13 protein-coding genes are annotated in these 21390 nt (G+C 63.6%); 8 read left to right on the top strand and 5 right to left on the bottom strand.

From position 1 onward, the window contains the following. Positions 1–71: 71 nt before the first annotated feature. Complete coding sequence (locus tag AAEM63_RS07190) at positions 72–2729, bottom strand: TrlF family AAA-like ATPase (RefSeq protein WP_341360885.1); 2658 nt, start codon at positions 2727–2729, stop codon at positions 72–74. An 18-nt stretch (positions 2730–2747) separates the two neighbouring features. Next, a complete protein-coding gene (locus tag AAEM63_RS07185) occupies positions 2748–3908 on the bottom strand; it encodes a DNA cytosine methyltransferase (protein WP_341360884.1) in 1161 nt (386 codons plus the stop codon). Between the two features lie 151 nt (positions 3909–4059). Between AAEM63_RS07185 and AAEM63_RS07180 the strand changes: the two genes are divergently transcribed. From AAEM63_RS07180 to AAEM63_RS07170, 3 genes are all read left to right on the top strand, one after another. Further along, positions 4060–5238 (top strand): hypothetical protein, encoded by a 1179-nt coding sequence (locus AAEM63_RS07180; RefSeq protein WP_341360883.1) that lies wholly within the window; start codon positions 4060–4062, stop codon positions 5236–5238. Between the two features lie 344 nt (positions 5239–5582). Continuing rightward, on the top strand, positions 5583–6758 hold the full coding sequence (locus tag AAEM63_RS07175) for an SAVED domain-containing protein (protein WP_341360882.1): 1176 nt from the start codon (positions 5583–5585) through the stop codon (positions 6756–6758). Then, positions 6755–8110 (top strand): cyclic GMP-AMP synthase DncV-like nucleotidyltransferase, encoded by a 1356-nt coding sequence (locus tag AAEM63_RS07170; protein WP_341360881.1) that lies wholly within the window; start codon positions 6755–6757, stop codon positions 8108–8110. Before AAEM63_RS07175 ends, AAEM63_RS07170 begins: the two co-directional genes overlap by 4 nt. A 340-nt stretch (positions 8111–8450) precedes the next feature. Here AAEM63_RS07170 and AAEM63_RS07165 read toward each other — a convergent pair whose 3' ends face one another. The 3 genes from AAEM63_RS07165 to AAEM63_RS07155 all read right to left on the bottom strand — a co-directional run bounded on the left by AAEM63_RS07165 (position 8451) and on the right by AAEM63_RS07155 (position 13410). Next, on the bottom strand, positions 8451–8780 hold the full coding sequence (locus AAEM63_RS07165) for a sulfate permease (protein WP_341360880.1): 330 nt from the start codon (positions 8778–8780) through the stop codon (positions 8451–8453). 170 nt (positions 8781–8950) lie between these two features. Further along, complete coding sequence (gene mobF, locus AAEM63_RS07160; protein WP_341361331.1) at positions 8951–12475, bottom strand: MobF family relaxase; 3525 nt, start codon at positions 12473–12475, stop codon at positions 8951–8953. A 56-nt stretch (positions 12476–12531) separates the two neighbouring features. After that, the gene (locus AAEM63_RS07155; RefSeq protein ID WP_341360879.1) at positions 12532–13410 is read right to left on the bottom strand and encodes a hypothetical protein; all 879 of its coding nucleotides are present in this window, start codon (positions 13408–13410) and stop codon (positions 12532–12534) included. 549 nt (positions 13411–13959) lie between these two features. Here AAEM63_RS07155 and AAEM63_RS07150 point away from each other — a divergent pair. The 5 genes from AAEM63_RS07150 to AAEM63_RS07130 all read left to right on the top strand — a co-directional run bounded on the left by AAEM63_RS07150 (position 13960) and on the right by AAEM63_RS07130 (position 21021). Then, complete coding sequence (locus AAEM63_RS07150) at positions 13960–15387, top strand: MFS transporter (protein ID WP_222843206.1); 1428 nt, start codon at positions 13960–13962, stop codon at positions 15385–15387. Between the two features lie 153 nt (positions 15388–15540). Beyond that, the gene (locus AAEM63_RS07145; protein ID WP_268777302.1) at positions 15541–16458 is read left to right on the top strand and encodes an AraC family transcriptional regulator; all 918 of its coding nucleotides are present in this window, start codon (positions 15541–15543) and stop codon (positions 16456–16458) included. A 142-nt stretch (positions 16459–16600) separates the two neighbouring features. Then, positions 16601–17323, top strand: coding sequence for a hypothetical protein (locus tag AAEM63_RS07140; protein WP_341360878.1), 723 nt, complete (start codon positions 16601–16603; stop codon positions 17321–17323). Between the two features lie 94 nt (positions 17324–17417). Beyond that, on the top strand, positions 17418–18587 hold the full coding sequence (locus tag AAEM63_RS07135) for a tyrosine-type recombinase/integrase (protein WP_211338860.1): 1170 nt from the start codon (positions 17418–17420) through the stop codon (positions 18585–18587). 262 nt (positions 18588–18849) lie between these two features. Continuing rightward, on the top strand, positions 18850–21021 hold the full coding sequence (locus tag AAEM63_RS07130; RefSeq protein ID WP_123918950.1) for a site-specific integrase: 2172 nt from the start codon (positions 18850–18852) through the stop codon (positions 21019–21021). Positions 21022–21390 lie beyond the last annotated feature (369 nt).

The raw sequence follows: 21390 nt of genomic DNA, 5'->3' as shown, positions 1-21390 counted from the left end.
TCGCGAGCGTAACCTGCTAACCGCCAATTCCCCGAAATTGATTGGATACGTGTCGCGTTCACTGACGAACGCTAGAACCCATACAGATGTTGACGTGCATTGAAAGCGTCCGGTCCGCCTTCGAGGATGTTCTCCGCGAGCGATCTGATCTTCCTGTCATCTAGCGACCCGATGCCGCCATCCGTCGGCCATCCGTGTTGTCCGTCGCCTTCGAGCGCGACTATAAGCTCGGCGTCTCCGAGAACCGGAACGTTAGCGTTGTGAGTGCTCGTAATGACCTGGCGCTTTCCCTTGAGATTTCGAAGATTTGTGACGACTCCGTCATACACAAATCGATTGTCAAGATCATCCTCTGGTTGATCGATGATTAGAGGAGCATCAGACCCGCTCAGGAGCAAAAGGAGTAGCGCCGTTGCTTTCTGCCCCTTTGAGAGCTGACTCATGCTCTTGTACTCACGAGTCTTCGACCCGTATGCGATGTCAAGTTTGACGTCAACCGCAAGACCAACTGAGAGTTCTTCAAACTCCCGAAGAAGCGGCTCACCTGCATTGAGTAAAGCGTTCGCCTGCGCTCCCTTGATCCCGTATTTCGCAATCTCATCAAGTCCGCTCCTCACGGCCGCGACGAAACTTCGTGGCGAAAAATCATCTTTGTTAATGGCTGCCGTAATGTTGTTCCGCGCTCCGGAAACATGGGAGTCGAGGACACTCTTGATGTGGCTACGTTCGGGGGCCGGAACCGGCTGGACCATGACAACTCCACCAGTAGAGTCATTTGCCGAGCGAACTGCTTCATGTAGCTTCTCAGCCAGCCGTTTCTCATGTTCCTGCAGTTCCACAAGCAGGCATTCGCGTTGACGTTTCAGCTCAGCAATTGTTTCGAGGAGCTTCTTTCTGCGAGGCTTCTTCGCCTTCACGCCCTCCAAGGTCGCTTTCGTATCAACGTACTTATCAGGCTCAAGACCTTGATCGTGCAGGAGCCGCAGAGCTTCGTTGTACTCGGTTCTTTGGGAGCCGACTGCAGCTTCCCACTCGACCTTGGCAGATTTAACGGCTGCTTCGGCTGCATCTAGTGCCAGACTAGCCTGTGAAGAAATATCTGTAATGACCTTCGCAAGTTCAGTCGCAGCGGCCGTGGCCGTCTCCAAGAGTTCTTTCTGCGGTGAATCTGCAACAGAATCGTAGGCTGCGGTCAGATCGCTCACTACTTGAGGCTCAGTCAGTGATCGCAGGCGCTCTCGGACGTCTGCGACTCGTGTGGTCACTTCGGTGAATACCGCCTCGTCCTGCCCGATCCTCTGCTGGTTAGCAAGTTTTGTGGGGACGTCCGTCGAGTCGTACTGACGAATCTGCTCTTCCAGGCGCGGTATTTCTGAGAGCTCGTCGTCCAGATCCGCCAGAGACTTCTCAGCCTTTCCGAGGGCGACGCGATTCTCTGCTAGCGCAGAGAGGGTCTGTTGGTGTTCATGATCTGGGCCGTCAGAGCCGGTGAATCGCTGAAGCATCGTGGCGACTCTCGCGGGGTCAGTAGCAAGCTCGGCGAGTTCGTGCTGTCCAAAGATCTCTACCCTCGGGATTACATCCTCCGGACGTTGCTTGGTTGGTGCGCCGTTGGAGTCCTTCACCACAGGCTGTTCGTTGACGACCCGTTCGATTGTGTATCGACGTGGTGCCGGATGAGGAGTCTCGATTTGGACCCGTACGATCGTTCCCGACTTTAGAACTTCCTTCACGATCGCCTTGTGGTCGGCAGTAGATTCTTTTCCGATCGGATCGATTCCCAGAACAAATCGAAGGCTCTCAACAACGGTTGACTTTCCAGTTCCTCGGCCACCGATGAGGGCTGATAGTTCTTCAGAGATCGGTATGTCGACGTTGTCGAGAAAGCCCCCAGTCCAGGAAATACCGCGGATCAGCGCTCGTGGCGTTGCCGCGGGATCGGTGAGCGAAACGCGAGTGGCGGGGGTTCTGACTGCGAGTTTCAGGCTCTCTAGACAGGCGCTGCTCACCTTGAACCATGACGTAGCCCCAGGCTTCTCCAGATCGCTCGGCTTCATGACATCATCTGCGTGGATGACCGCCAACGGATGTGCGCGCTTGAAAGGCTTGCGGTTCGCGACGATAGCCTCTTGGTTGGTGGCATCGTCAGCCGAGGGGGTCACGCCGATCACGTGGACATCTGCATTGACAACCATTTTCTCCAGCGGCTGGCCACTGATTCGCGACAGCATGCCACTCGGTGAGACGTTCACATGAGCGGGGATGACCAAGGCTCCACGGTGTGTCATCTTGTCCACGATCTCGGCGTAGCTGCAGTCGCCGGCACCGCTAGCTCCGGGGGATGCGCCACAGATTCCAATCGCGGCATTGATCTCTGCGACGCTGGTGTCCGCGTCGAAGATCACGAGGATGTGCACACCTTCAGACGAGTTCGCCTCGAAGCCGGGCAACGCAATGATCCCACGTTGCTGTGCGGCTTTGATCAAACCCTCGGCAGTCTCGACTGACCAGTGGTCAGTAATCGCGATCATGCGGACATCAAGAGCTTCACACTGATCGAGTAGCGCAGCGTTGTAGTCATCTTCACTCGTGTAACTTCTCGCAGGCTCACTTCTCCCTTTGTACGCGAAGGGGTTTACCTGTAGGGCTGCCCGAACCCAACGCGTGCCGACGAAACCTTCCGCGGCAGATGAAGCAGAAGATGTTGAGCTTTTGGTCTTCGTTGACACGGTGGCTCCTCGTTGTTGTTAGGCGAAGATGACCTCGCGTGCGGTGTGTGATGGGGATAGGTAACCAAGCTGGTCCATAAGGGCTCGGACGACGGCTTTGCCGAGTTCGAGCGGTACGGCGTTGCCGAGCTGGCGCTGTACGTCTGCTCGGGTGCCGTCGATCTTGAAGTCGTCGGGGAAGGACATCAGTCGGAGCATCTCATTGACGCGGAGGCGCCGTACTCGCTGGTCACCGTTGGCGGTCTTGACGTTCTCCCAATGGAAGGGACCGACCCAGGGGCCGGGCTGTGCCTGAAGTGTGGTGGAGGGACGGTTGGGGTCGAGCCGGAGCAGGAAGGTCCAGTAGCGGCTCCGCCACTCAAAGTGGTTGCGTCCGCCGTAACGCTCGGTGTGCCAGAGGTAGTTCTGGCCGGGCGGGACCTCTGCGGCGAGTTCGCCATACTGCCCGTCAACGATCTCTTCCGTCGAGGCCCGCACAAGACGGGGCAGATCAGCGAAGGCCTGGGCCGCGGTGACGTGCGGGATCTTGGTGGTATCGATCGTGCGGTCACGCTCGCTCCACCCGGAGTGGGTGGGCTCGGGGAACTCGAACTTCTTCCCGTCGCGCCTGCCGACAACGAACACGCGGCGGCGTAGCTGCGGCACGCCATAGTCGGCGGCAAGGAGCACCTTCCACTGCGGGTTATAACCCAGCTCGCCCAGACCCTTGAGCAAACGCTCGAACTGCGCCTTGTGGGTCTTGTAGGTCAGGCCTTGCACGTTCTCCAGCACGAACGCTTCGGGACGCGACTCCCGCACTACCCGGACGTACTCGTCGAGCAGTGAGGCGTTGGGGTCGCGGCTCTCTCGCTTCTGCTCCAACCAGAACCCCGACTTCGAGAACGGGGTGCATGGCGGGCCGCCAACCACGAGCACCGGCTCCTCGGGCCGCAGGCCCGCCGTGGCGAGGATCTGCTCGGTCGGTGTGGTGCGGATGTCACCGGTCAGCGTGGCGGTGGAGTCAAAGTTAGCTTTGAGAGTCGCCAGCGCGGGCTCGTTGTAGTCCGTAGCGACCGACACCCGCAGCAGGCCACTGCCTGGATCGGCACCGACCAGCGGCTCGGCATCGGCACGCTCCACGGCGAGGTCGAGACCACCAGCGCCGGAGAACAGACTGACCACCGGCAGTTGCTCACCCATACGCCACCTCACTCCCTTTCATGCGCACGCCGCCCGCTTCCTGCGGACGGACGTGTACAACCATTATCGTTGAGAGCAGTCTGCCAAGTGCCACCGACATCCCCAGTGTGACCGACGAATTCGGTGGACAGCCGAGGTCAGGAGGTGCCCGATGGAGGACGAGACGATCGCTCGCCGGGCCTTCGGTGAGGTCTACCGTGTCTCCGGGCGTGCCGACCAGTACGAGTTCCTCATCAACGCGGTCGAGGCGTCCGGCGGTCGAGTGATCTACGCCAGCGACACCAACCGGGCACCCCTCTACCTCGGCGTGCAGATGGACTCCGATGAACGCCTCGGCCTGCTCGTCTACCCCTTCCGGATCACGCACAAAGTGATCAAGAATCGGCCTGACGATGAGGTGCGGGGCCAGTTGCGTTACGGCTCCGAAGAGAGTTGGAAGCGCGAGCATCCGGTCGGCCGCGACGTCGCCGGCGTGGACGTCACGATGATCCTCGGTGTCGACCTGGAAGCCGGGATCATCCTTGGCCTGGACGCCAACCTCTGGGACCCGCTGCCGATGGGGATCTCCTTCTACGCCAAAGACGCCGAGATCGACCAGGCCAAGGACAGCGGCTGGCATGTCTGGGAGAAGATTAACCGGGCCGGCAACAAGCGATCCGAGGCACGCTCCCCGACGAGCCTGGAAACCGTGGTCGCCTTCACTCCTGACAGGCTGGTCGACTACGCCCGCCTGGAACGCCGGGCTACCTCGCTGCGTCTGGACCCACCTCTGCGCTACTCCGCTGCCCTGGCAATGGCCTCCCGCGATGCAGCAGACCAGGCGCCGCTCCGTCACGTCCTCGAAGAGCAGTTCGCACTCACTAGTCAGCAGATCCTCGACATCATCGGCGGCCGCAACCGTCTCGCGGTCGCCGTCCGTGGCGGCGTGGCCGAGTACCACCTCGAACTCCAGCTCCAGCACGCCCCCGACGTCGCGTCTGTCGAGCGTCTCGATCTCGACGCTCAGCATGACTTCAACGTCACCCTCGACGATGGGCGGATACTTCGGGTCGAGTGCAAGAACGCCAGCCCGAAGACCTACGCCAACGGCGACTTCAAGGTCGAGGTGCAGAAGACCCGCGCCTCCCAGAACGACCCCGCATCCAGGTTCTACCCCGTCGACGGGTTCGATGTCGTCGCAGCCTGCTTGTTCTCCCCGACAGGTCGATGGGAGTTCCGCTTCGGCGCGACAGCCACCATGAACCGACACAACGAGTTCCCCGACAGGCTCGCCCCGATGCAAGCAGTAACTGGTGAATGGGCGTCGAGTCTCAGCGATCTAGTGTTCTGACGCCGGAGCCAACCTGATTACCTCAAAAGGCGTGGTCATACCGCCGTCACAATCGCGGTTCACAGCGGTGGTCACTCAGAATCCTTTGATCGAGGTTTTGTTCTCGTGGAACCCACGAACTTGTCGTTCTTACGGTTCGGTTGAATGTCGGTGCCTGTAGATACCCTGGAATCCCGAAGCACTACAACCCGAGACCCGGACGAGGGGCAGGGCGGAGAGCACCATGACCTAGCGAGATTGGTGCTTCCGTTCTTAAGCCCGCGTAGGCACGTCAAGACGACGTATGCCCTGCAACTCACCGCTTCGGTGCGTCCACGGAGGTGCGCATCATGATGAAAGAAGTAGTGAGTGAGGTCACCACACGCGACACAGAGGTTCAGCGTAAGGACGTGCCAGACAGCACGAGGATTCGAATATGGGCGAAGGCCGCCGGGCGGTGCGTGCTCTGCGCTACCTATCTCCTCGACGGAGCCGACTCATTCTGGCACGCCATCCCGGTGGGACAGATCGCGCACATCGTCGGCGCCGGCTCAGGCAAGAACGCGCCACGCGGCGAATCGGACCTGGACGCGAACGCCCGGGCCTTCGAAGAGAATCTTCTGTTGCTCTGCTATTCGTGTCACAAGCGCATCGACGACAAGGTATATCGCGATAAGTACACAGTGGAGTTTCTGACCCAGAAGAAGCAGTTGCACGAGCGCCGCGTCCGCGAGGTTACCGACTTTGCAATCCTGCGACCCACTTCAGTGGTGACCGTGAGCGCCGACATTCGCGGGACAGCCGCCCCGATCTCGCTCTCACAGGTCGCTGAGGCGCTACGACCCGAGGGTTACACAGGCATGGGTGACGACACCCGCAACGGTGCGTTCACACTCCACCTCCCCGGCGACTCGAATGACGGATGGGCCTGGGACGCGCATCGGACAGAACTCGATCGCCTCACAGCTCGAGTCGCTGAAGCTGTCACAGCCGGCGACATAGAGACCATCAGCGTCTTCGCCCTCGCTCCTATCCCTTCGCTGGTCTACCTGGGATCAAAGCTTGACGACAAGACCGAGACCCGGCTATTCAGACGAAAGCGCGTCGACGACGTGACCGCGTGGACATGGGATGACGGCATCCAGACGCCGAAGTTCAACGTCACCCTCATCTCATCGCCCACTCCCGCGAACGAAGCAACAGTCATCGTCGAGCTGACCTCGCCTGTAAAGGAATCCCGCCTTCCCTCGGGTCTGGTATCCCTCCCACGCATCGTTATCTCGCCCATAGGGCAAATGCCTCACCCCGAGCTCATCAGCACCCGCGCAGCGTTGGAGGAGTTCGGACGTGCGTGGCGCGAGGCGCTTGCACAGATCGAGAACGACCTCCCCGGCATCCGTACGCTGCACCTGATCGCATCAGTGCCGGCTCCCGCTGCCATCGCCATAGGTCGCTACCGTATGCGTACCGCTCAGCCGACGATGGTCGTGTATCAGCTCACCGTCGAAGGCTACGAGGCTGCTATGGAGGTTACCGAATGACCGCACGCATCAGGGAGTTCAACCACTTCCTCCGCGACCACGTCAACCTGAACCAGGCGCGGCTCGACACGCTGCATTCACGGGTCTCGTCTCTCGATACCGCGCTCGAAGAGAGCACCATCCTCGAGGACAAGCTCGAAGGCAGTCTTATCCCGCAGGGATCCTTCGCACATAGAACCATCATCAAGCCGTTGTCCGGTAACGACTTCGACGCGGACGTGTTGCTTCCGATGGCTGAGCAGGACGAGTGGGAACCGAAGAAGTACACTCTCGAGCTGAAGAAGGCGCTTGACGCGGTGCCCCGCTACGCCGAAAAGACGGTGCTCGGGAAGCGGTGCGTGACTATCGACTTCGCCAACGACTTCCACATCGATGTCGTACCGTTCATCGAACGCGCCGACGGCCTGACTTACATCACCCATCGCACCCGTAACGAGTTCATTCGACAGGACCCGACCGCCTTCACGGACTGGTTCAACCAACAGAACGGCACCACTAACGGCCATCTCGTTCGCGTCATCCGACTCGTCAAGTGGCTGCGCGATCGCAGTTCCATCGACTGCCCTTCCGTTGTGCTGGCCGCGTTGCTCGCCGAACGAGTGAAGAGCTTCGCCGGCATAGACAACTATGGAAACATCGCAACAACCTTCACCGCACTGGTCGAAGACCTCCGCGACTACCTCGAACTGCACTCGGTGCCACCGTGGGTGGATGACCGCATCGGTCAGAACCTCGCGGACCGTCTCACCCAAACAGGATTCGACAACCTCAAGAGCCAACTGAAGCGCTGGGCGCGGCTGGCCCGCGAAGCGATCGACGCCGCGGCTTCTGAGAGCGTCGACAAGTGGAAGAAGCTGTTCGGCGACTCGTTCGGCGCGAGCAGCGCCACCTCCACACTGGCGCTCTCCGCATCCGCCGCGCCGAAGACACCGACTTATGAACACCAAATGGCCCCCGGAGAGCTCACCATCACGGAACGATTCGGTTACCCCGAGCGTCGGTCAGCCGCCGACACCTTCCGCATCGTCGGCCGGATGTCACCAACTAAGAAGGGTCGCGGGCGTTACCGCCCGCTCAGCGCGAACGGCAATCTGGTCCCAATCGGGCGCTCCCTCCAATTCGAAATCGAGGGCTGCACTGTGCAGGAACCGTACGACGTGTACTGGAAGGTCCGGAACGCTGGGCCCGAAGCGGCAAGCCGGAAAGCATTCCGAGGAGAGATCTTGAAGCGCGGAAACCAGATCCAGGAGACAAGCGATTTCCCTGGCGCACACTGGGTTCAGGCATGGATTGTGAAGGACGGCATAGCCGTGGCAACCGCAACGCAGGACGTTATCATCATGTCCCGCTAGGACAGATCGTTTCTCCAACGAGGTCGCTGCAGGCCGCGCACTCAAATGCGCGCCCTGCAGCGGCAGCCCCTGCCTCGGCGAGGGAGTCCCGATAATCATGTCGAGTGCATCGCTACTCAATTCGTTCGGTCGGTCTGGCTCGGATAAGTAAGATCACGCGGACACGCCCGATAACGGTCAGCTTCATGGCGTTCCAGATGCACAAGAGAACGATTCGGTTCAGTCATCCGGGCCTACCTTCCTCGGGCATCACACTCTCTCCAGTTTCAGAGCTAGATAATGCGCGGCTTGCGCTCAAGCGACAAACTCCGGCAGCGGGCGGACCTCCGGCCGCCTTGTGTTATGCGCTCCAGCTGGCCAAGCGCGTGCGCCGCTCACGAGTTCGGATGAGCACGAGATGAATGAGGCTGACGGGCCCGATCCACAGGAATTTCAACGCGTTCCATACGCACAGCAGAACGACCAGGTACAGCCATCCAGGTGCGCCGTTGTCGATGAGGTTCGTGCAGATGCTCGCGGCGAGGAGGTACGGCGCGGCGAGGAGCATCGCGGGTACGCCCCATTTGAGTCCTCGGCGGGTTCGGATGGTGTTGAGGAGGATGTTGGTGGGCATGTAGCGGCGCAGAAATGCGCGGGCGTAGATGCTGAGGTCCCAGAGTTGGCGGATCATGACGGCAGTCCTCTTCTCAGGGTCTGGCGACAAAGAACCTTGAAGGACTGCCCGGAGGCCGTCATGCCGTCACGCTCGGGGTGACGGCGACACACATTTGAAAGTCGCCTTGCTTGTCCTTCCACTGTACGTCGCACGTCAGACATCGGGAAGAGCCCGTCGGCCTCGGCTCAGCGCACGAGGCCGGATCGGTCGCGTCCCTGCGACCGGCGTGTGTCCGGCTCCGGCCGCTGGGCAGCGATGTCGCGAAGTCTCGCCAGTGCCGCTGCTGCTCGTGCGGCATCGATCTTCTGCGCGTCACTATCCGGCGCTGGGCCGAGTGGCGTCTTCGCGGTGATCCCGTAGCGGTCACGATATGCCGCGACCGTGCGCGCTTGGCGGCGCCACATTGCCGCTGTTCTAGGCTCGGCGGGCCGCTTTCCGAGTGCGACCGCCCAGTCTTGGTTCTCGCTGACGGCGTGGTCGAGGATCGCGTCAGCTCGTTGCTCGATGAGATCGTGACGCTCAGAAAGGGCGCTCTGCATCTCGGCGCTCATCTCACCAGTGGCTTCGGGGATCAAACCCGCGATCAGCTGGGGCGCCTTACGGGTGCGCCCGGAACCTGCCGGTCGTGCGGTTGCTCGTGCCAGGCGATGGTGAAGCACCGAGGCAATGTCGTCGGCGTCGCCAAACCCGCGAGCGGCCACCAGGCGCGGCACGAGAGCGTCGATGTTGTGGTGGTTCGCTTCCGCTCGACGCATCTCGGCTGAGAGTGCCCCGAATGCTTCGGAGCGGATCGCGTCTTCTGCTTCGTCCGGGGTGAGGCCAGATTGGCGGATGAGGATGGCGAAGCGGTCGTGTTGGGCGGCTTGCGCGATCGTCTCGTATTCGGCGGCGAGCTGCGACACGGAGCCCCACTGCTCGTGTTCTGCGGTGATCGTTTCGTGTGCGGAGAGTTCCGCGCCGACGTGTTGCAGTACCCCGTGGAGCACGCTCCGCGCGGTCGCATCCAAATCGTCCGCGGGGTGCGGTGTTGTGTGGCTGTCGTCGGGCCGGTCGGTGGCGACGTAAACGAGGTTCGCATGCCGTCCACGAGTCATCGCAACGTAGAGGTTCTCGCGCGTGGTGGATGGGTCGGCGAGTACGTGAGAGGTGTCGGTCGTGATGCCCTGAGCACGGTGGGCTGTGACGGCGTATCCCAGATCAACGTGATCGGAGACGTAGTCAGCCGGGAGGATCACGGTGCCGCGGTTGTTCGCGCGGCGGACGGTGAGTGATCCGTCGTCGCGGACGTCGGTGACGGTCCAGCGGTCCCCGTTGCGTACCCAGCCACGTGGGGTGTGGAGTCGGCGGTCGTTCTTCCTGGTGATGATCGTGTCGCCGACCCCGGCACGGGCATCACCGTGGAGGGCGACTTCACGGCGAGCGTTCACGGTGCCGTCGAGAATGAGGTCAGCGCGGGCGCTCTGATTCAGAGCATGGACGGACTCGGTCGAGTCCGCGATCAGCACCGTCGAAACCCCGGCGAGGGCATCGGCGCGCCAGGCGGTATAGGCGGCATCAATCATCGCCCCAGTGTCCCCACCGGTGATGCGACCGTGGGCTGCGTAGGCGTCGATGGCTTCGGTGTGGCCGTGACGAAGGTCAAGGGAAGCGGTCTTCTCCCAGTCGTTGATGAACCGGTGGATGTCGAGCAGTTCGGGGGCGTCGTTGCGGTCGTGGACGAGGAGTGAGAACGCGCCGCCGGCGGTGACGGATTGCAGTTGCGCCCAGTCACCCACCAACAGCACCTTCGCACCCACCTCCACCGCGTGCGCCGTGATGCGATCCAGGGAGAGGGTGCCGGCGAGGGAGGCTTCATCCATGATCACGAGCTGCCCCTTACGGAATAACGCACCGGTGTTCTGGTGGTCTTGCCACCACTTCGCGGTGTTCTCCGCCCGGATACCGAGATCATCAGAGAGGACCTGCGCTGCTACCGCCGACGGGGCCAGCCCGACGACGCTGCCGCGCCCGTGCTCCCGCTCCCACGCCGTGCGTAGGGCGCGCATCGCTGTGGTCTTCCCAGCCCCGGCCGGGCCGACCAAGACGTCCACTGCTCGACCTGAGATCGCAATGCCGGTGAGGTCGCCGGCGAGGAGCCTGCCGTCGCGGTCTGGGCGCCGGGTGGTCTTCTCGATCACCTCGACGGGCACGGTGGGTGCGGTCATGGTGCGGGCGCGCGCGAGGAGCCGGTCTTCCGCCGCCAGGATGTCCGGCGATGAGTAGACGGTCGATGCGACTGGTCGGAATCTGCTGCTGCCGTCAGCCCGACGGAACACGGCAGGGCTGGACGCAAGCTCGGGCGGGGTGAGCTGGATCGAAGCGCGCTCGGCGGCATCGACCACCATCCCGACGACAGCTTCACGATCCTGCGTGGTGGCGAACCGGTACGGCATGGTCTGTCGTGCGGCTTCGGCGGTGAGGTTCCAGCGCCGCCAGGTCGACCGCTTCTCACCAACCGCCTCCACCACGCTGCGCCCCAGTAAGGCGATCACGTCCAACGGCACATCGTCCGCGCGCAACAGCATGAGGGCGTCGTTGGCGGTGGCGGTGCGGGCCCAGCGGGTGGCGTCTTCACCGAGAACGTGCGACGCACGCTCCCGCCACTCGTTAGTGAGGTCTGCGAGGGAACGGACCTGCTTCTCCGGGCGGGTCGCCACCGTCGCCTGCGCACGCAACTTGATGACGGTCGCAAGCGACGGCTGCCTGCCATGACGGGCAACGTACTCAGCGATAAGACGATTCTTCTCCTCGTCAATCTGCCTAGACCTCGATGAGAACTCCGCCACCAGTCGCTCAGGAACCGTCGTCATCGCCCAGGCAGGGTTGCGGTCACGCCCCATGTCTCGCGCCTCCCACTCGACGCCGAACGCACGGGTGAGGTGATCGGCGAACACGGCTTCATGGAGTTCAGAGAGGGCGACGGTCGCGGCGTGCAGGGGGCGACCGTCGAGGGAGCGCCATTTGCCGTCGTGCACGGTCTGCACCTTGTTCGAGATCACCACATGCGTGTGCAGATGCGGATCACCCGCCCGTGAGTCGTAATGATCGAACGCGGTCGCGATCACCCCAGACACGTCAGCCTGTGCAACCGCCCCGTTGCGTCCTGCCGCGCCGACGCGCGTCGCTGCAACCTCTCGCTCGATGAACGCAACCATCTCCGCAACCGCCGCATGATGCGCATCCGCAATCAACGATTGCGTCCCCGCGTCCGACACCGCCCACAGCACCGAGGCAGACTTCGGAATCGAGAACGTGAAATCGAACCCCGCAACCGCCTTCCGCGCGCCACGCGCACTCTCCTCAGCCGCGATTGCGGCGACTGCCTCGGCACGCTCCGTCACCGGGAGGCCGGCGTCGAGCCTGTTGGTGCGGTGTTCGATCCGCTCAGCCACGGTTGGATACTTCCGATACGGACTGCCGAGCGCCTTATCGGTCACCGGGTCTCGGCCCTGCCCGATCAGGCGTTGAAGCTGCTGCTCGGAGACCTCATCACCGACAGTGATTGTTCCGCCGCCGAGCGAGGTAACGGCCGACCCGAGCCATCGCCCCGGCGGCGTTCCTTCTTCCGTGTAGTAGCGGGTCAATGGCGTGGCGAGCACCCGGTCGCCGTCACCGGTGGCGACGGTGCGCAGCAGGTACTTGTAGCCGTCACCAGCAGACATCACCCGCATCGAGACCGTCACATGCAGTAGGTGCACCCGCGGCGCTCCTGACGCTGCTGATCGGTTCAGGCGAGCAACCTCTTACAGACGAACTCCCCGATCTGATCCTCGACGACGAATTCTTCTCCAGCTATGTCGGCGTACATGGCAGCGATGCCTTCCGGCTCGCCCGCACCTCTGAAGCGCACGCGATCGGAGTCCGTATGGATCAGGTAGGCGGAGCATGCGCACGAAGTCATGAATGCGTAGGAACGGCCCTGCTTGGCTTCTTGTAGCAGCGCCACGGGATAGTGGATGTCGTGCTTGCGGCACAGCGCAGGTACTTTAACAGTCCCGTTCTCGAACTCGCTCTGCGGGAGGTGGGCCGCGTGACTCCAGGGTTGTATCGGCACCTCGCCACCCGTCGCGTGCAACGTCCCTCCACTCGCGATAGAGATCAGAGAGCTCTCCGTGAAAGTCTGACCAGCCGGCCACTGTACGGATGTCTCCGATGGCCAGAACTGCGGCATCCCCATGCCTGTGGTCGTGTCTGCCTGTAAACCTGGCGTGGTGAACCGTACGCCGTGCAGCAGGAGCGAGCCGAGGACGATTGTCATCGCGTAGCCCTGGGGCAGCGGCGGCTCGGGGAAGCTCGGGAGGCGAACCGTCAGCGGAGTGACACGTACAGCCGAGAACCCCTCGACCCCCCTGAATCGGCCTATCCAGAATTGACTGAAGTCCAGCGGTTGCATCAGCTCCCTGCGCTCATAGAGCGCCTTGTACTCGGAGGGTGAGAGCCCGTAGCCGTTCTCGCGCTGTTCTTTGCTAGACAGGAGCACTGCTGTCAGCGCAGTCTTGTGGACCCACGTCGCGATCGCGGCTTGATCCTCATGCGCAATCGTCCCAGGCTCGTCCAGTATCAATGGCGTCAGCGCCCGCTGCGCGACGCCTTCGAGGTTACTCATCCACCCGTTGTTACATGATGCGCAGAATCTCTTCACTGTTTGCCTGAATGGCGGCTGCTCTCCCATGTCGCGCGGCAGTCCATTCAGTGGACCCGCATGGTGACGCATCGGAGTTAGATCGAGGCCGATCCTGCTCACCCACTGACCGAAAACGTGCTCGCGGGTGAGGGGCCCTGCGGAGCCACAGAATGCACAGGATTCAGCCATGAACCCATTCTCTGTTACGGGTGCGCTCCTCGCTTGCAAGACGCGTGGTGGCTCTGGTGACCTGCGAGAGGGTGGCGGCGGGCTGGCGCAGCCCGGCGCCACGTCGACGGGGCGTCTCAACGCGGGACGTAGGACAGCAGGGCCGAAGCATCCGTAGTTGCTGTCGGTTAGGATGGGAGGCATGTCAGGTGCTTCTGCTGCGGCCGCTGCCGCTGTGACGGAGACGCTCCGCTAGCGGCGGAACGTCTTCTCACTTTTCAGTTTCCACGTTCCGTCGCTTGATCGTCGGTTCGGAGCGACACACGTTGTCGCCCGATTCTTCATTCGAGCAGCGGAGTTTCAATGTCTTTCAGCACCTCATCGTCGCGGCCAGCGCAAGTTTCGGCCGCACATTCCTGGGCAGTCCTCGTGTGCCTGTCTGTCCTGCAATTCCTCATCGCCGTAGATGTCACCGTGGTCAACGTAGCGCTGCCATCCATTGGCAACGATCTGGGCGTTGACCCGCGCGGCCTGACATGGGTGGTCGTCGGCTACACCATCGCAGGCGGTGGCTTGCTCATGCTCGGTGGCCGCCTGGGGGACGTCTTTGGCCGCCGCCGCCTCCTTCTCACCGGTACCGCGATCTTCGGAGCAGCCTCTCTGATGGCAGGGCTCGCAGATTCCTTCGCGCTACTCGTGATCGCCAGGTTGCTCCAGGGAGCAGGTGAAGCACTCGCCCTGCCTGCTGCGATGGCAACGATCGTGCTCTTGTTCCCCGAAGGGAAGGCTCGCAGCCGTGCGCTGAGCGTCTGGGCGGCAGTGGCGAGCTGCGGTCTCGTACTGGGATTCGTGCTCTCGGGAATCATCACCGAACACCTGGGGTGGCGATGGATCTTCCTCATCGCGGTTCCATTCATTCTGTTCGTACTGCTCGCCACGGTCGTCCTCCTGCCACGCGACCAGAAACAAGAGCGCGCCCCGTTGGATTTCCTTGGATCGATCCTGCTGACGAGCGCACCCCTGCTGTTCGCATTCGGGGTGGTCGAAGCCGGAGAGAACACCGGGAATCTGCCATGGCTAGCAATCGCCGCCCTGGTAGGAGCGAGTGTCGCCGCAGGCCTGTTCGTCACAGTGGAACGCCGAGCCGCGAATCCTCTGGTTCCTCTGACCTTCTTCCATAACCGAACACGGGTGCGAGCAAATCTTGCGACTGCACTACTGAGCGCGGCGCTTTCGACATCATTCCTGCTGTTCACGTTCTACCTACAGGATGAAGTCGGTCTTTCCCCACTGGAAGCCGGTCTGCTACTCCTGCCCCTTGCCGTGGCACTCATCGCCGCCGTGACCATCGTGCCCCGCCTCTTGGGGCGCTGGGGAGCGCGTTCTTGCATCGTTGTCGGGCTAAGTTCCGCAGGAGTAGGCATGATCGTGATCGCTGTAGCTGCGCAGTTGGAAGCCCCCGCATGGCTGCTGACCCCCGCGATGCTGTTTATCGCCGCAGGCATGGGATTCGGGCTCGTTGGACTGCAGTATGCGGCGGTGACCGAGGTCACAGAAGAGGATGCGGGAGTCGCGTCCGGGGTCCAGCGGGCCTCGGACCAGCTCGGCGGGTCCGCGGGGGTCACCGTCTACGTCGGCTTGGGTTTTACGTCGATCGCCCACGGGCTATCGCCCTACGTACTCAGCAGCGGACTCGCAATTGTTGGTCTCTGTATTGCAGGCGGCATTGCCGCGCGAATTGCCCTCCCCAACGTCGAAGTCACGAACACTGACTCGATGGGCAGTTCGTAGGCATCCGCGAGCACGTAAATGTGATGGACGAGGTGCTCTATGGCGCCCTCGAACAGCTCGTTTGATCGAAGCAGGCGAGGGTTGCGGTACGAACCACTCATAGTTCGTACCGCAACCATCTCCCGTGCTCGCCTGCCGGTCGCGTACGACTGCGTGAAGGTGATCGTCGTTCGCGATGGCTCGGCAATCCTCTTCAGTGAGTTTGGTGAACAGCCCGTCGGGCCCGGCGACGTAATCTTGCTCGGCGCGAACACTCTATGTGGCAGCGAGCCCGAGGGGCACATCACCGTAACGACGATCTACGCAGACACGGACTATGTGATCGACCAGGTGTTCTGGCAGCACGTCGGCAGCTTGTGCCACCGTCTCGACGCCCAGGACTTCGCAGCAACGATGTACACCGAACCTGCGCAGGTACTCCGCCTCGGCGAGGATCGCACCCAGGGGCTGATGCCCTGGCTCGATGAGTTGGCGGCATTAAGCATCGAAGGACGACCCGCGAAGAACTTCTACCGGATGCAGGCTCTTTGGTTCAGCCTGGTCGATGTGATCGCGCCCTTCGTCAAGACTTCGCAGGTGCGAGTGTCGCCGACGCAGCGCACTACAACGTGGCCGTCCGCGCCACGACATCGCCGATTCGCACCATTGCGAGCGGAAGTTCGCAGGGCAGCTGATCTCCTGCGTGCTGAACCCCAGCGACGATGGTCTACGACTGAGCTCGCTGACGAGGTACATCTCTCAAAGTCGCAGCTCGGCCGCTTGTTCGTGGAGGCGTTCGGGAAGTCTCCTATCGCCTATCTCACGATGCTTCGCACCGAGCGGATGGCCGCGCTCCTGCGCGAATCCGATGCGCCGATCGCTCTGATTGCTCGCGAGGTGGGTTGGAGCGATTCAGATTTCGCTACGCGCCAGTTCCGCCGTAGCGTCGGGCTGACTCCCGCCGGTTATCGGGCTTTGAGCTACGGAGAAGGTTCCGTACTCAACCGGCGGAAGCGCGCATCTGCCCCGACGATAACCGCAGGATCAGCTCGTGCGACAACCGAGGACACCCTCGCTCCGGTAGTCCGGTAGAGACCAGTCGGGTTCGTCGCGGAGCCTGACGGTCGCCAGTCTCGTTTCCGTCGTCCGTCTCGTCTTCCTGATCCGCCCGGCGTACCTCGTGGTCGCACGGCTGCTCCCTCCCGGGGCGGCCCTGGCGGAGGGAGGTCCCGCGATGGCGATGAGGAACGAGACACGGGAAGCGAAGCTCGACGCGCTCGAAGAACGCATCGTGCGCTCGGTCGAGGAACTGGTGTCGGGTGAGGACTGGCGTCGGGCGATGGAGTTCGCCGCACGGTTCCGGTCGAGGTCGTTCAACAACACGCTGCTGATCTGGGCGCAGCACCTGGACGCCTACGAGCAGGGCCGGGTGTCGGCCCCGACGCCGACGTGGGTGGCCGGGTTCCAGGACTGGAAGAAGATGGGCCGCTGGGCCGAGGCCGGCGGCGGCTATGAGATTCGCGCGCCGGTCCGGGTGAGGTTCGCGACAGCGACGCCGAAGGACCCCGCCTCGTGGCGACGCCTGACCAAAGGCGAGAAACCGCGCCCGGGCGAGGTGGTGCAGCGCCGGATCGTCAGCGTCGTTCCCGCTCATGTGTGGGATGTGTCCCGGACTCACGGTGCCGAACTGCCGGAGCTGCCAAGCCCGAAGCTGCTGGAAGGCGAGGCACCCGCCGGTCTGTGGGAGGGGCTGGCCGCGCAGGTCGAGTCGCTGGGGTATGAGGTGCTGCGGATGCCAGACGCCGACGCGATCCGCGGCGCGAACGGCATGACCGACTACGACACCCGGCAAGTGCTCGTGCGCACGGACATGGACCCGGCCGCGCAGGTGAAGACCCTCGCGCACGATCCGTTGACCGCACCAACGATGCGCCTTCCTGCAGTTTCGCCGACGTGACGCCGACGCGACACGCCGGGTGCTGGTCGCCGGGCTCTCGTTGGCTGGGCGGTGTGCTGAGGTCTGCCCCACGACGACGTGAGGGAGGCGTGGGGTGGATGAGAGTGTGGGGCTGTCGCGGGACGTGACGGCGATCGAGGTGATGGCAGTCGGGCAGGTTGTGGTGCCTGATGGTGATCCCGTCGGGGTAGCACTGCTCGACGCTGCCGGCGAGCCGGTGCCGGAGGTGGCCGACTTCTTCGCCTCGATGCTCGCCTCGGGATCGAGCCCGGGCTCGCTGCGCTCTTACGCGATGGATCTGTTGCGGTGGTGGCGGTTCCTCGCGGCGATTGGCGTGCCATGGCAGCAGGCCGGCAGAGGTGAAGCGCGCGACTTCGTGTTGTGGATGCGCCTGGTCGGCCCATCGGGCCGCGCCCGCGGGTACGCACCGGCGACGATCAACCACGCCCTGGCGGTGATCAAGATGTTCTACGAGGACCGGATCCGCGCGGGCGAGGGCCCCGTGGTCAACCCGGTGCCGCCTGCCGAGCACCGCAACGGGCGGCGGGTCCAGGCCCATCACAACCCGATGCAACCGTTCGCGCCGGGCCGGCGGGCGCCGCTGCGGCAGAAGCAGCCCGATCGGATCCCTCGCGCGTTGTCGGACGGGAAGTTCGACGACCTGTTCGCGGCGATGGTCTGCGATCGTGACCGGGCGTTGCTCTCGTTCTACGTCTCGACCGGCGCTCGGGCCTCGGAGCTGCTGAGCACGACGATGGACATGATCGACCCGGGTTCGCAGCGCATCGCCGTGCAGCGCAAGGGCTCGGGGCGCATCCAGTGGCTGCCGGCGTCCGCGGACGCGTTCGTGTGGTTGCGGCTGTACGAGCAGCAGACCCGTCGCCCCGATGGGGAGCGCGCGCTGTGGTTGACGCGACGCTCCCCGATCCGGCCGCTGACCTACTCGGCCGTGCGGCGTGTGCTTCAACGCGCGAACGCGACGCTCGGCACGGGGTGGACGCTGCACGACCTGCGCCATACCGCCGCGCAGCGCATGGTCGACGACCCCGGCCTGTCGCTGACCGACGTCCAGTGGGTGCTCGGGCACGAGCACATCACCACCACCCAGATCTACCTACGTCCCCGCGAGGACGAGGTCGTCGCCCGGGTGCAGTCTCACCTGCGCGGTCGTACCGACCGGCCAGCTCAGGCGATGGCTGTCGGCAGCGCGGACTACTCGGCCGAGGTCCTCGAACTCCTCCTCGGTAGTGGTTCTCGTGGCTGATCGCGTCGACCCGGTCGCGTTCCTTGAGCGCGGGGCCCGTCCGTCCCGGCACACGCCTGCGAACAACGGTGCCTTGCGACCGAAGGCGCCGACACCATCGCTACCCACGCCGGCCATTGCGCGACCGACCGTGTGGACCGCGTCCCAGCAGAGTTTCGAGGAAGTCGTCGCGGCCGTCGAAGCGCTCGAGAGTGACCAGCCCCGGCGCCCGGGTCACAGGCGTGAGGCGGTCGCGGGCGTCAGGAAGTTGCTCGACTGGCTGGTGAGGTTCCCGGGTGAGTCCTGGCAGCAGAGGTGGCACGCCTCCTCGGTCGACCAAGCTGGCAAGGAGTGGATCGACCTGATCGGCGGACACGAGGAGGGCCCGGTCCGACGACGCACCTTCACGGGCGCGGCCTGGCGGTTGATCGTGCTCGACGTGATCCGTCCGGACTACGCGTGGCTCTACTCGAACATGGCGTCAAAGCTCACGTTCGACAGGTGCGAGGAGCTGCGCGACCCGGAGGGGTTCGCGCTCATGCGTCGGCTGTGCCAGCAGGATCGCCGGCTGCAACCGACCGACTCGCAATTCTCTTTGCGTCAGCTGGCGAGGGTGCTGATGCACAACGGCGGCAGGCTCGCGGACATCACGCTCGAGGACTGCATCGAGGCCTACCGTGCGCAGGACGGCTACAGCAGCCGTCAGCACTCACACTGGTACTCCCTGCTGCTCACCGCCGGCATCCTGCCGGCCGACAGCCCGCCGACGATCTACGGCGCCTCACGCAAGGGGCAGTTCACGATCGAGGAGCTCGTCGACCGCTACGACGTGCAGTGCCGCCCCATCCGCGACCTGTTCGTGGCCTACCTCTACGAGCGGCGCCCCGGCATGGACTACAACTCCATCCGCTACCTGGCCTCCAAGCTCGTCCTGCTGTTCTGGAAAGACCTCGAGATCCACGAGCCGGGCATCAACTCGCTGCACCTGAGCGATGAGGTGGCCCAGTGCTGGAAGCAGCGCCTGCACGACGTCGTGCGCTACGGCGCGAACCGGGTCGGCCAGAAGCGGCAGGACCCATACACCGTCCTGATGAGCGTGCGCGCGTTCTACGCGGACCTCTCGCACTGGGCCCTGCAAGACCCCGCCCGGTGGGCGCCCTGGGCGGCGCCCACGCCGGTCGACTCGCGCGACCTGGCCGGCATGACCAAGGCCCAGAAGCACGCGCGATCGCGCATGCACCAACGCACCCGCGAGCTCGCGCCACTCCTGCCCCGCCTCGTCGACGCCGCGATCGCACACCGGGACGCCACGCGCGAACGACTCGACGCGGCTCGCCGCACCGCCCCTGGCCACCAGTTCACCGTCGCCGGCCAGACGCTTCGCCGCACCGCCCCGGTCACCGATCCCACGCAGGGCGGCACCGGCCGCAAGGGCGTGATCCGCGCCTACGCCGACAGCGAGCCCGACGTCGTACGGAACCTGACCCTCGAGGCGGAACGCGGGTTCTGGGGATGGGCGCTGGTCGAGGTGCTTCGGCATACCGGCGCCAGGATCGAGGAAGTCCTCGAGATCACCCACCGCTCGTTCGTCTCCTACCGGCTTCCCTCGACCGGCGAGATCGTTCCGATGCTCCAGATCACCCCGTCCAAGACCGACAAGGAACGCCTCCTCGTCATCGGCCCCGAGCTCGCGATGGTCTTTGCCGAGATCATCACCCACGTGCGCCAAGGCGCCGAGCACATCCCACTGATCAGCCGCTACGACGCCGCCGAACGGACCTACAGCCCCACACTGCCGTTCCTGTTCCAACGCCGCTGGGGGCTGCGCGACCACGAGATCACGAAGAACTACGTGATGCGCCTGCTCGACGAGCTGGTCGCCACGGCCAAGATCACCAACAACGACGGCTCCCCCGCCAAGTTCACCCCGCACGACTTCCGCCGGATCTTCGCCACCGAGGCCGTCGCCTCGGGCCTGCCCGTGCACATCACCGCCAAGATCCTCGGCCACGAGTCGATCGCCACGACCCAGACCTACGTCGCCATCTACGACCAGGACGTCATCGACCACCACCGCGCCTTCATCGCCCGCCGCCGAGCGCTACGCCCCTCCGAGGAATACCGCGAGCCCACCGACAGCGAATGGGACGACTTCCTCGGCCACTTCGCCCAGCGCAAGCTCGAACTCGGCACCTGCGGGCGCGCCTACGGCACCGGCTGCCAGCACGAACACGCCTGCATCCGCTGCCCCATGCTCCGGCCCGATCCCACCCAGCACGACCGCCTCGAGCAGATCATCGCCTCCCTCACCGAGCGCATCGCTGAGGCCCACGACCAGGGCTGGCTCGGCGAGGTCGACGGGCTACAGGTCAGCCTCGACGCCGCCCAGCTCAAGCTCGTCCAGATGCAGCGCACCGCCACGAACCTCGGAATACCCACCATACGGAAGCGATGACGCGCCGAAATGTAAGGACGGCACCGAAGCGATCAACGGAATCATCGAACTCCACCGCCGCCTCGCCCGCGACTACCGCACCCGAGACGACTACCGCCTCCCATTCTGGCTCTTCGCGCTTTGCGGTGGATGGCCTGCTGTGATGGGGCGTTCACCACGAGACACGAGGAGCGGATATCAGGCCATGGCAGGTAGATGCCATGGCAGGTAGACGCCATTCAATCCGTGCCGGAGTGGAACGAATTATCGCGAGGCTGCCGCTACCGCCCGCGGCAGTCGGCCGGGGCTCGCACCAAAGGGAGAGAGTCTTGATCGCACGTTCGTTCGCATCCGTGATTACTTCCGCATTTCTCGCGCTATCGGTCGGCG

Source organism: Georgenia sp. M64, assembly GCF_038049925.1.
Lineage (GTDB): Bacteria > Actinomycetota > Actinomycetes > Actinomycetales > Actinomycetaceae > Georgenia.
The sequence above is the reverse complement of the archived record's forward strand: the minus strand, read 5'-3'. Positions and strand labels throughout refer to the sequence as shown.

Bases quoted from the DNA above. Each gene is read 5' to 3' on its own strand.
- AAEM63_RS07155 (WP_341360879.1), bottom strand. From the start codon at position 13,410: ATGAGTAACCTCGAAGGCGTCGCGCAGCGGGCGCTGACGCCATTGATA.
- AAEM63_RS07180 (WP_341360883.1), top strand. From the start codon at position 4,060: ATGGAGGACGAGACGATCGCTCGCCGGGCCTTCGGTGAGGTCTACCGT.
- AAEM63_RS07150 (WP_222843206.1), top strand. From the start codon at position 13,960: ATGTCTTTCAGCACCTCATCGTCGCGGCCAGCGCAAGTTTCGGCCGCA.
- AAEM63_RS07170 (WP_341360881.1), top strand. From the start codon at position 6,755: ATGACCGCACGCATCAGGGAGTTCAACCACTTCCTCCGCGACCACGTC.
- AAEM63_RS07140 (WP_341360878.1), top strand. From the start codon at position 16,601: ATGGCGATGAGGAACGAGACACGGGAAGCGAAGCTCGACGCGCTCGAA.
- mobF (WP_341361331.1), bottom strand. From the start codon at position 12,475: ATGCGGGTGATGTCTGCTGGTGACGGCTACAAGTACCTGCTGCGCACC.
- AAEM63_RS07185 (WP_341360884.1), bottom strand. From the start codon at position 3,908: ATGGGTGAGCAACTGCCGGTGGTCAGTCTGTTCTCCGGCGCTGGTGGT.
- AAEM63_RS07165 (WP_341360880.1), bottom strand. From the start codon at position 8,780: ATGATCCGCCAACTCTGGGACCTCAGCATCTACGCCCGCGCATTTCTG.